This window comes from Collinsella sp. CLA-ER-H2 (assembly GCF_040092405.1).
In the GTDB taxonomy this organism is placed as follows: Bacteria; Actinomycetota; Coriobacteriia; order Coriobacteriales; family Coriobacteriaceae; genus Collinsella.
The window spans coordinates 49,184-59,795 of record NZ_JBBNLO010000015.1 but is presented as its reverse complement, the minus strand read 5'-3'; the positions used below and the strand labels follow the sequence as shown (position 1 = coordinate 59,795).

7 protein-coding genes are annotated in these 10,612 nt (G+C 60.5%); 1 reads left to right on the top strand and 6 read right to left on the bottom strand.

The genetic code is table 11. The features are described from left to right. Positions 1-217 precede the first annotated feature (217 nt). From fba to recJ, 4 genes are all read right to left on the bottom strand, one after another. Entirely contained in the window at positions 218-1,084 is an 867-nt protein-coding gene (gene fba, locus AAAX59_RS05855; protein ID WP_346981433.1) for a class II fructose-1,6-bisphosphate aldolase, read from the bottom strand. A 194-nt stretch (positions 1,085-1,278) separates the two neighbouring features. After that, positions 1,279-1,962 carry an MBL fold metallo-hydrolase gene (locus AAAX59_RS05850; protein WP_349071084.1) on the bottom strand — a complete coding sequence of 228 codons (684 nt, stop codon included), beginning with the start codon at positions 1,960-1,962 and terminating at the stop codon, positions 1,279-1,281. An 88-nt stretch (positions 1,963-2,050) separates the two neighbouring features. Beyond that, positions 2,051-4,411, bottom strand: a complete 2,361-nt coding sequence (locus AAAX59_RS05845) for a bifunctional (p)ppGpp synthetase/guanosine-3',5'-bis(diphosphate) 3'-pyrophosphohydrolase (protein ID WP_349071083.1) — start codon at positions 4,409-4,411, stop codon at positions 2,051-2,053. A gap of 15 nt (positions 4,412-4,426) precedes the next feature. After that, positions 4,427-7,714, bottom strand: coding sequence for a single-stranded-DNA-specific exonuclease RecJ (gene recJ / locus AAAX59_RS05840; RefSeq protein ID WP_349071082.1), 3,288 nt, complete (start codon positions 7,712-7,714; stop codon positions 4,427-4,429). Positions 7,715-7,988: 274 nt separating this feature from the next. On the opposite strand from recJ, the gene AAAX59_RS05835 reads away from it, so the two are divergent. Further along, a complete protein-coding gene (locus AAAX59_RS05835) occupies positions 7,989-8,987 on the top strand; it encodes a bile acid:sodium symporter family protein (protein WP_349071081.1) in 999 nt (332 codons plus the stop codon). Between the two features lie 30 nt (positions 8,988-9,017). Here the strand turns inward: AAAX59_RS05835 and AAAX59_RS05830 are convergent, their stop codons facing one another. After that, positions 9,018-9,815: a DUF4931 domain-containing protein gene (locus AAAX59_RS05830; protein ID WP_349071080.1), complete on the bottom strand. Its 798-nt coding sequence runs from the start codon at positions 9,813-9,815 to the stop codon at positions 9,018-9,020. Positions 9,816-9,818: 3 nt separating this feature from the next. Continuing rightward, positions 9,819-10,496 (bottom strand): copper homeostasis protein CutC, encoded by a 678-nt coding sequence (locus tag AAAX59_RS05825; RefSeq protein ID WP_349071079.1) that lies wholly within the window; start codon positions 10,494-10,496, stop codon positions 9,819-9,821. Positions 10,497-10,612 lie beyond the last annotated feature (116 nt).

The following is a 10,612-nucleotide window of genomic DNA, read 5'->3' as shown; positions in this document are numbered from 1 at the left end:
ATCAGTTTTGACCGCATTCAAACCTCCAAAATAGACTAATGCCCGGGAGCAAATTCAAATTGCCCCCGGGCATTATCGTCCCAAATCGGAAAAATGCTATATGTCAATTTTGGTCTAACAGAGCCTTTCCCATTGCGCGACTTCTGGCAAAGCCAGGTGAGCGCAAGGGAAAAGCGTGGGGTGAACGGGGCCTCCGACGGGAAAGTTAAACCGCTACTTACGCCTTGTTGACGGAGCCAAACTCCTCCATAAGCTCCTTGGTGCGGGCAACGATGTTGTCGCGACCAGGCTTGAGGAGCTTGCGGGGGTCAAAGCCCTTGCCCTGCTGATCCTTGCCAGCCTCGATGTACTCGCGAACGCCCTTGGCGAAGACGAGCTGCAGGTCGGTGTTGACGTTGATCTTGGAGATACCCAGGGAGATGGCCTTCTTGATCTGATCCTCGGGGATGCCGGTGCCACCGTGCAGGACGAGGGGCAGGTCGCCGGTCTCGGCCTTGATCTCGCCCAGACGCTCGAAGGAAAGGCCAGCCCAGTCGGCAGGGTACACGCCGTGGATGTTGCCGATACCGCATGCGAGGAAGTCGACACCCAGGTCAGCAATCTGCTTGCACTCAGCAGGATCAGCGAGCTCGCCGTTGGAGGTCACGCCGTCCTCGGTGCCGCCAATGCCGCCGACCTCGGCCTCGATGGACATGCCCTTGGAATGGGCAAGCTCAACGAGCTCCTTGGTGCGGTCGAGGTTAAGCTGGAAGGTCTCCTCGTGAGAGCCGTCATACATGATGGACGTGAAGCCGGCCTCGATGCACTTGAAGCAGTCCTCGTAAGAACCGTGATCGAGGTGAAGGGCGACGGGAACGGTAACGCCCGTGGCCTCGACGGCAGCCTTGACCATGTCGGCGCAGACCTTGAAACCGCCCATCCACTTAGCGGCACCAGCGGTGCACTGAAGGATCAGCGGAGACTTGGCCTCCTCTGCGGCCTGGAGAATAGCCAGGGTCCACTCGAGGTTGTTGGTGTTGAAGGCACCGAGACCATACTTGCCGGCCTCGGCCTTCTTGAGCATGTCTGCTGCGTTGACGAGCATAAAAGAAACCTCCTGTAAGGTTGCTCCGATAACGCCTGAGATTTTACCACGGCGCACCCGAGCATAAACGTTCGTTTGTTCACGAATATCGTCCAAACAGACTTTTTTGACCGTTTGCCCTACGAAATTGACCCGTTGGGGAAAAATAGCTTGACGTTTGAACGCTTCTCGTGCTTCAGAAGCTGACTATAGAGCTACACCCGCATGAAAGGGTTCTGCATGAGCTCGCGTGCCATGGTGGTCGAATCGCCATGGCCGGTTAGGCAAACGGTATCGGGCGGGAGAAGCCGGGCGAGCTTGGAGAGCGAGCGCATAATCGCCGCCTCGTCACCGCCGGAAAGATCGGTACGACCGTGGCTGCCCGGGAAAAGCGTGTCGCCCACAAAGGCGATGTTCCCCTGCTCGGTCGCGGCGAACAGGACGATGCCGCCCGGCGTATGCCCCGGCGTCTCGATCACCTGCAGACAGACGTCGCCCACCTCGATTGTATCGCCCTCGGCAAGCAAGCGCGTCGGCTCACCCGGATTGGGCGTCTCAATACCCCACATGGCGCGCTGCTCCTCGATATTTGCGCGAGGTACCGTCACGTCCTTATCGCACAACTCATATAGTGCGCCGTCGCCAACAACAGCTCGAACCCCGGCGACCCCGCCAACATGGTCGGCATGACCGTGCGTGCAGACAGAGCCGAGTACGCGCACCTCGGGATGCGCGGTGCGGATATGCTCCACAAGACGCTCGCCCTCCCACGCCGGATCGACGATTAAGCACTCGTCATTCGAAATCACGGCGTAACTGTTGGTCTGAATCGGGCCGTTGACGAGTGCCTCAATCGAAGCCGTGCCTCGGGGTGTCAGGTCCAAAGTCATATCGCCCATGCGCATACCCTCCTTCTAAAATACGTTCGAGGCACCAAACGATGCCTCGAACGTAACCAATATCTATGATGCCGAGAGGCTCTCGCACCTACACACGGCGCTTGAGCTGAGCTCCGCCTTCGCCGGGCATAAGACGGCGAGCGTCGTAGACCGAATCGACACTGCTGATGGAAGCAAGCAGCGGATCCAGACCACTCGCGTCCGAGATCTCGACCATAAAGCGCAGGGTTGCAATACCCTCGCGGTTAGTCGACGTGGCGGCAGAAAGGATATTGCCGCCCGCATCGCCAATGGCAATGGTGACATCCTTGAGCAGGCCCATGCGGTCCAGGCATTCGACCACGATCTCGACCTGGAAGAGGGTGTCGGCAGCGCCGTCCCACTCCACTTCGATCATGCGCTCGGGATGCTCCATAAGACCCTTGACGTTGGGACAGTTGGCGCGATGCACCGAAACGCCACGGCCGCGCGTGATGAAGCCGACGATATCGTCGCCCGTCACCGGATTGCAGCAATGCGCCAGACGGACCAGCAGGCCGCTGTTGCTCTCGCCCTTGACGAGAATGCCATTGCTGGCGCTCTTGCCGCGCTTTTGCGGCTTGCGGTTGGAGCCGCGGGCAGGCTGCTTGACAACCTCGGCGATGGCTTCAGTCTTGGTGAGCTGCTCCTCGGGCTTGGGGTCCAAGATTTGCTCGACCTTGTTACCCACAGCGCGCGGGGCAACCTTGCCGGCGCCGACGGCAGCAAACAGGTCCTCGAGCTGTTTGTAGTTAAATTGCTCCGCCACGGCGTTGAGCGCACGCGTGGATCGCGGCGTAGAGATGCCATACCCGCGCTTGCGCAGGTCCTTGGCCAGTATATCGCGGCCGGCAGCAGCGTCATCGTCTTTGGTCGCGGCGGCGAAATAACGGCGGATCTTTGACTTGGCCGAAGGTGTCTTGACGATCTTGAGCCAATCGCGCGATGGCTTGGAGCTCTTGTTCGTCAGAATTTCAACGCGGTCGCCCGTCTTAATCTCGTGCGTGAGCGGAGCCACCGCACCGTTGATTTTGGCGCCGACGCAGTGGTTGCCCACCTCGGTGTGAACGGCGTAGGCAAAGTCGAGCGGCGTGGAGCCGGCACGAAGCGCCATGACCTCGCCCTTGGGTGTAAAGACAAAGATCTCCTGGTCGAACAGATCAACCTTCAGCGAATGCAGGTATTCCTTGGCGTCCGTAATCTCATCAGACGCTGCCCAATCGAGCGAATGTTTGAGCCAGTTAATCTGGTCGTCCAGACGCTGAGCGTCATTGGTCTTGGAAGCAGACGATCCGCCCGACTTCTTATAGAGCCAGTGGGCGGCAATGCCGTACTCGGCCTGCTCATGCATCTCGTAGGTTCGAATCTGAATCTCGAGCGGGCGGGCCGTGGGGCCGATAACCGTCGTATGGAGCGACTGGTAGTTATTGACCTTGGGCATGGCGATATAGTCTTTAAAGCGACCGGGCATGGGGTGCCACAGCGTATGCACCGCGCCGAGCGTGGAGTAGCAATCGCGCACCGAATGCGTGATGACGCGCAGCGCCACCAAATCGTAGATCTCGGAGAACTCCTTGCCCTTGCGCTTCATCTTTTGGTAGATGGACCAATAGTGCTTGGAGCGACCATTGATCTGGAAGCCCTCCAGGCCAATGCGGTTGAGCTCGTCGGTGAGCGTCTTGATGGTCTCGGCCAGATAGCGCTCACGGACCTCGCGCGACTCAGCCACCATGCGCGCGATGCGCTGGTAGGCGTCGGGCTCAAGGTAGAAGAAGGACAGGTCCTCGAGCTCCCACTTAATGGAGCTCATGCCCAGACGGTCGGCCAGGGGCGCATACACGTCCATGGTCTCGCGAGCTTTAAACAGGCGACGGTCTTCACGCAGGGCTGCAAGGGTGCGCATGTTGTGCAGACGGTCGGCAAGCTTAACGATGATGACGCGGATGTCCTTGGACATGGCGAGAAACATCTTGCGCAGCGTGAGGGCCTGCTTCTCGTCCATGCTGTCGACTTCGATGTTGGTGAGCTTGGTCACGCCATCGACGAGCTCGGCCACCGTATCGCCAAACAGGCCGGAAACATCGGCAAGCGAGGTCTCGGTATCCTCGACGGTATCGTGCAGCAGCGCGGCGCACACCACATCGCAGTCCATTTTGAGATCGGCCAAAATGATGGCAACCTCGACGGGATGGTTAATGTACATCTCGCCCGAACGGCGCTTTTGGTTGCAGTGCTTCTCGGCGGCAAAGCAGTAGGCCTGCTCAACCTTAGAAAAGTCGTCCTCATTCATATATTTGAGGCACAGGCGCTCCAGCTTGTCGTAGCTGTCCGCCATAATCTCGGGCGGCAGCTCATCGGCATGCTTATAGTGCTCCATCTCCGAGAACGGCTGGAGGGTGGAATCATGGGTGGTACGGGCTGCGGCATCCATCGAGGTCCCCTTCCCCTAAGCCCGCGGAACGATCGGGCGGTTAACTTTGGCTAGCATATCAGAAGCACACGAATCGAGTGCCCAGCTCCGAAAAGCCGAGAACTCCATGCGCGAGCGCAAGCCCTCCAAATAGCGAATCGACCTGCTCAATTGCACGCGGCCGGGGTTTTCGGCCATCGCGATGCGACGGGTGTCGTCAAACCCCGAAACGCGACAGAAACCAAGCTCTTCGAAGATTCCCAAGCCGCTTTCCACCGAGCGCTCGTCGACCGGCGTGCGAGCATCGATGGCAAGGCACATCTGCGCGATGTCGATATCGCTCGCGCTAAAGGAATCGTCCCCGGTCTTGCCGCGGTTGGAGCGCCACATGGTCTGCAACGCACGATAGAGCGTGACGAGCTCGTCGCGCTCGGGCGCATAGCAGTCGAGCAGGCGCTCGTTAATGCGGGCGTCGCGCGACGAATAGAGCAGATGGATCACGGCGGGCTGGCCATCGCGACCGGCGCGGCCGCTCATCTGGTTAAACTCAATGCCGCCAAACGGCATGTGATAGAGCACGACATGGCGAATATCGGGAAGGTTGACGCCCTCGCCAAAGGCAGATGTCGAGACGATGCAGCTGAGGCTGCCGTCTCGAAACGCCTCCTCTACGCGATGGCGGTCGGTGCGCGTAAGGCCCGCGTTATAGAACGCGATACGGGTCGCACAGTCGGGAACGCGTTTGCGTAGCGTCTTGGCAAGCGCCACAGACTGATCACGCGAGTTGACGTAGATGACGGTCTTCTCCCCCGTCGCGACGATGGACACCAGGCGGTTTTCGCGACTCGCAAGATCGCGGTCGTCCTCGAGCTGCAAGTTCTCACGCACGGTCTCGTCGACCACCGTACGGGTAATCGGCAGCACGCGGGCAAGCTCGGCCACGACCGGAGCCGTCGCGGTGGCCGTCGCCGCCATAACGACCGGGTCGCCCAGGGCTTTCAGGATATCGGGCATGTCGAGATAGGCACTGCGATCGCCGCCCTTGGCAAGACCGGCATGATGCGCCTCATCGATAACGACAAAACCGATGCGCCCCGGACGCGCAAAGCGGTCGCGGTGAATGGACAGGAACTCGGGCGTCGTGAGCACGATGCCGGTGCGGCCCGAAGCCAAGCCGGCAAACACATCATCGCGCGCCGCCTCCACGGTCTCGCCGGTCAGCACGCCTACGCCAATGCCGAGCGCGGCCATCGTCGACGAGAGGTGATAGGCCTGGTCGGCAACGAGCGCGCGCAGCGGATAGACAAAGATGCTCGCACGCCCGCGAAGGACCGCCTCACGCGCGGCGTGAACATGGAAGATAAGAGACTTGCCGCGGCCCGTTCCCATAACGGCCAAAACGCTCTGGTGGTCGGCGAGCGCGTCGAGTGCCTCGACCTGCGCGCGGTGCGGCTGGTTCGAGCCGATAAAGCTATGGATAAGCGAGCGCGTCAGCTCGGTATAAGAAAGCTGGGCGAGCGTCTCGCGCTTGCGCGACTCCAGGCGCGGGCCGGAATCCGCCGGCTGCACGCCACGACGAAGCTCGCACGCCGGATCGTCAAAGCCTCGCGCCGTGGTATCGCGCACCAAGACATCTTTGACCATGAGCTTGGGCTTCACACGCCCCTGCCAATGCTCGGCAACGGCCTCGAACACCACGTCGACGGCGCTGTCGCAATTGATAAGCCTGTCGATCTGCGGTACACGAAACATGATGGCCGGCACACTCGCGGCGCCATCCGTCGCCACGAAGCGCATATGCTCGCCGGTCTTACCCACCACGGCGCGATCGCACATCGTCACGCCCTCGGCGGCCAGAAGCGGCACCTTATTGCCCTGGCCAAACGGCTCAAGACGGGAAATCTGCTCGATGGTCTCGATATTTAGCTCGGAAAGGTCAACGGTAGCGGCAACCTCGTCGGTGTCTTCAAAGTCCTCGGCGGGAAGCTCCGATAGCACGGCGGAAAGGCGACGACGAAATTCATCGAGCTTGGATGCCTCGATGGTCACGCCCACCGCGCCGGCGTGTCCGCCGCGACGAATCAGCAGGTCGGAACAGCGCTCGACGGCGTCAAACAGGTTAACTTTGCCCACCGAGCGACCCGAGCCGCGTGCGATGCCATCCTCGATCGAGAAAAGCAGCGCCGGCACGTGATAACGGTTGGTCAGGCGGCTCGCCACGATGCCCTTGACGCCCTCGTGCCAGCCTTCTCCGCCCACGACGATTGCGCGCCCGCCGTCATAGGTCTCCTCGACCTTTGCCATGGCATCGCGCGTAAGCTCCGCCTCGATCTCACGGCGCTGGCGGTTAATCTCCTCGAGCTCGGCGGCCAGTGCGCTCGCCTCGATGGGATCGCGGGCAAGCAGCAAGTCGAGCGCCAGCTTGGGATCGGCCATGCGGCCGGCAGCGTTTAAGCGGGGAATAAGCGAGAATGACAGGCCGTCGGCCGTAATGGTAGAAAGATCGGCCTTGGCAAGTGCGGCAAGCGCGATATAGCCGGGACGGGCCGTCACGCGCATCTGCTGGATGCCCTCGGCGACCAGCGCGCGGTTCTCGGGCGTCAGCGGCATCATGTCGGACACGGTGCCCAGCGCCGCGACCTCTATCAGCGAACGCCAATACGACGGCTTGCCCAGGCGCTCGCCCAGAACCTGCACCAGCTTGAGCGCCACGCCGGCACCGGCAAGCTCACGCGAAGGGCCCTCGTCCTCGAGCTTAGGGTCGGTCAGGGGCACACCCTGCGGCACCTGGTCGGAGGGCTCGTGATGATCCGTGACCACCAGCTCGATCCCCAGGCTCTCCAGATAGGAAACCTCTTCCTTGGCGGCAATGCCGTTGTCGACGGTCACGATCAGCTGAGGATGAGCGAGCTCATTAACGCGGTCGAGCGCCACACGCGACAAGCCATAGCCCTCGTCAAAGCGGTGCGGGATGAATGGCGTGACATTGGCGCCAAACGTTCGCAGCGCCTCGGTCAACAGACAGGTCGATGTAATACCGTCAACGTCAAAATCACCAAAGACGGCAATGTGCTCGTGGTTGCGGATAGCGCGCTCGACGCGGTCGGCAACGACCGACATGCCCGGGATAATAAGTGGGTCGGCCCAGTCGCGATCGAGCGAAGGCGTCAAAAATAGCTGGCCTTCCTCGATGGATGTAATGCCGTGCGCAACCATAATGCGCGCCACCAGCCCGGGTATGCCCAGCCCAGCCGAAAGCTCCTTTTCGAGCTCGGGGTTTTGCTGAGCGACCGCCCAGCGATGCGTCGTCTTAAGCGATGACATGAGCGCCCACCCCCGATAGGGGCAGGTCGCCGCGATACCTCTCACGGTTCATAGCGATGAGTCCTCTGTGTATGCCCGCTTCGGCAGGCAGATCTGTTGAACGGATTTATTATACCGTGCAGCGCGGACGCAAAACGCCGCGGTGCGCCGCGGTTTCGGCAAACGATAGCGGTAATGGCCTCGAAATAATCGAGCGTTTCAGCCGCACGGACACATACGAGCGTCTAGCATATCCATACAAACGAGTTCGCGGATAAAGGGAGTCACGGGGCATATGAAGCAATGGGCTGGACTGGGAAAGTTCCTCGCGGGGCATATGCAGGTCATCGTTCCGATTTGCGTAACGCTCGGCGTACTCTTTCCCCAGCAGATCGGCGTACTCAAGCCCATCGTTCCCGCCCTGTTTGCCTTTATGACGTTTCAGGGTGCGCTCAGCAACACCTTTCACCAGGTGGCTGAGGTGTTCCATCGTCCGCTGCATTTGATTTTGGCGTTAATTGTCTCCGCTGCGCTCATCCCCATCGCGGCGTATGCCATGGGCTCGCTGTTCTTTGGTTCCAACCCCAACCTTGTCTGCGGCATCGTGCTCGAGTACAGCGTACCCGTGGCAGTCACTGCCTTTATGTGGATTAGCATGTTCGGCGGCAACGGCCCGCTCGCGCTCACCATCATCCTGACGTCCTCGGTCATCTCACCTGTGACGATTCCTCTTACGCTCAAGCTCCTGCTGGGCGCCACCGTCTCGATCGATGTGCCGAGCATGATGCAAGACATGGCCTTTATGATCGCCATCCCCGCCGTGCTCGGCATCGTGATCAACGAACTCACGCGCGGATGGGGACACGAGAAACTCTCCCCCGCGCTCTCGCCCGCCTGCAAGTTCATGATGATGGGCGTTATCGCGTCTAACTCCACCGCCATGAGCGAGTACGTGCTGCACATGAACGCGGTGCGCCTGGAAGTCGCCCTTTTTATTTTGGCCTTCGCCATCAGCGGCTTTGTCGTCGGTTTTCTGGTCGCCCGCGCGCTCCATCTGCCATATAACGAGACGACTACCATGTGCTTTACCTGCGGTATGCGTAACATCTCTTCGGGCGCCGTCATCGCCACGCAGTACTTTCCGGGCGAAGTCGTGTTTCCCGTCATGTGCGGAACGCTGTTTCAGCAGGTACTCGCTTCGCTTATCGGACATCTCTTTGAGCGTCTGACCGGCGAGGAGCGCGCCGCCCAGCGCAAGCGGGTCGAGGCCGGCCGCGACGCCATGGCACGCTAGGCTGTCCGCATTACGCGGGTGTCAGTCTTGCTATACGAGCGTTTCCAGATGCGCACGCAGGCGCTCAGCATCGATATCGAGCGTTGTCTCGGCATTGACCTGGGCCAAACGATAGCCGACAAAGTAGGGCGAAACCACCCAACGCGGCAGCGCCTTGGCAATGGTCCGACCGCCCAAGTGATAGAAGAACAAGTTGTACGACTCTGCGCGACCACCGTGGTGCTCGTCCAGGATATAGCGCAGAGTTGCCTGGATCGCATCGGCGAAGAGATCCGCCTCGGCTTGGTCTCGCGTGCCATTGCTGGCGGCGATTCCCTGCGGGGCTGAAACGTTGACCTCAAAGAACCCCATAATCGGTTCGGTTGAGATATTGACCGAGATTCTCCCCTGTTGCCAGACATTGATGCCTTCGAAATTGGCGGGGGCTAGTGCCGCATAGCCGTCTTCCTGCTCCAAACCCACAATCTGCATGTGCGGATGAACGAGACTACCGCCCGAGAGCGGGCCCTTGTTTTTATACATGAGCACGCTTCGATACTGCTGTGAATCGATCATCTGCTGCCAGCAACCCAGGGCAAACCGCATCACATGATGCAGCTCGTCCGGCGCATAGGTCACCAGGTCGGCATCGTGATCGGCTGACTCGATCAGCACGGTTTGACGGGTGGCGCGCAGGGTTTTGAACTTATTCTCGAGCCAGATACAGCCACCGTCGCGCCGGATGATATTGGCGAGTTCCTCGGTATCGCAAAAGGGGCACGCGGTGCCAGGGCGCCGGTTATCGTCGGGCTTACCGTTCGCCTGCTGAACGTCAAATACCAGCGCCACGGGTTATACCTCCATCGGCACGATCTTGGTGCCATGGAGCTCGGAGACGCCCAGTGCCGCCGCCACGGTATCGCGGTTGGCCGTGGAAATGCCACCGCCGGGAAGGATGGTCAGGCGGTCGCCCGCATACTCGATAAGACGCGACAGGTGATCCAGGTTGTCCTCGATCGGCGTTCCGGCAGCGCCACCATGCGTCAGGATGCGCGTGATACCGCAGTCGGCGAGTGTGTCGACGGCATCGAGCTGAGCCTCGGGCGAGAGCTGGTCGAAGGCCATGTGGAAGGTGATGTCGATGGGCTCGCGCTTGCATTCCTCGGTCGCGCAGCCCGCAGCCATCACGAGGGCGCCGAGTGTAAGCTCATCGAGCGCCCATCCGCCGGCACAAGGCTTGCAGCAGCCAAAGACCAAGCCGTCGGCGCCGGCGCTCACGGCAAGGCCCAAGTCCATCTCCATCATGCGCAGCTCGTCTTGGTTGTATTGAAAGTCACCGCCACGCGGGCGAATCATGCACATCACTCGCGCGTCATGCTCGTGAGCATAGCCGACCGTAGCGCTGATAACGCCAGCCGAGGGCGTGGTACCACCGACGGCAAGGTTGTCGCACAACTCGATGCGCTTAGCACCGGCATCGATAGCCGCCGGCACCCGCTCAAAGTTCTCGGCACAAAACTCGTACAGCATAGATAGACCCCCAAAGACAGCAGATGTTTTCCGACGGGCATTGTCACACATCCCCATGAAGTTGCGGTGGAATAGGGACTCTTTTGGCCTCTGGAGCCCGTATTCAGTCCCTATTT

Excerpts from the sequence above, each read along its gene's own strand:
- fba (WP_346981433.1), bottom strand. The coding sequence starts at position 1,084 with ATGCTCGTCAACGCAGCAGACATGCTCAAGAAGGCCGAGGCCGGCAAG.
- AAAX59_RS05850 (WP_349071084.1), bottom strand. The coding sequence starts at position 1,962 with ATGGGCGATATGACTTTGGACCTGACACCCCGAGGCACGGCTTCGATT.
- AAAX59_RS05845 (WP_349071083.1), bottom strand. The coding sequence starts at position 4,411 with ATGGATGCCGCAGCCCGTACCACCCATGATTCCACCCTCCAGCCGTTC.
- recJ (WP_349071082.1), bottom strand. The coding sequence starts at position 7,714 with ATGTCATCGCTTAAGACGACGCATCGCTGGGCGGTCGCTCAGCAAAAC.
- AAAX59_RS05835 (WP_349071081.1), top strand. The coding sequence starts at position 7,989 with ATGAAGCAATGGGCTGGACTGGGAAAGTTCCTCGCGGGGCATATGCAG.
- AAAX59_RS05825 (WP_349071079.1), bottom strand. The coding sequence starts at position 10,496 with ATGCTGTACGAGTTTTGTGCCGAGAACTTTGAGCGGGTGCCGGCGGCT.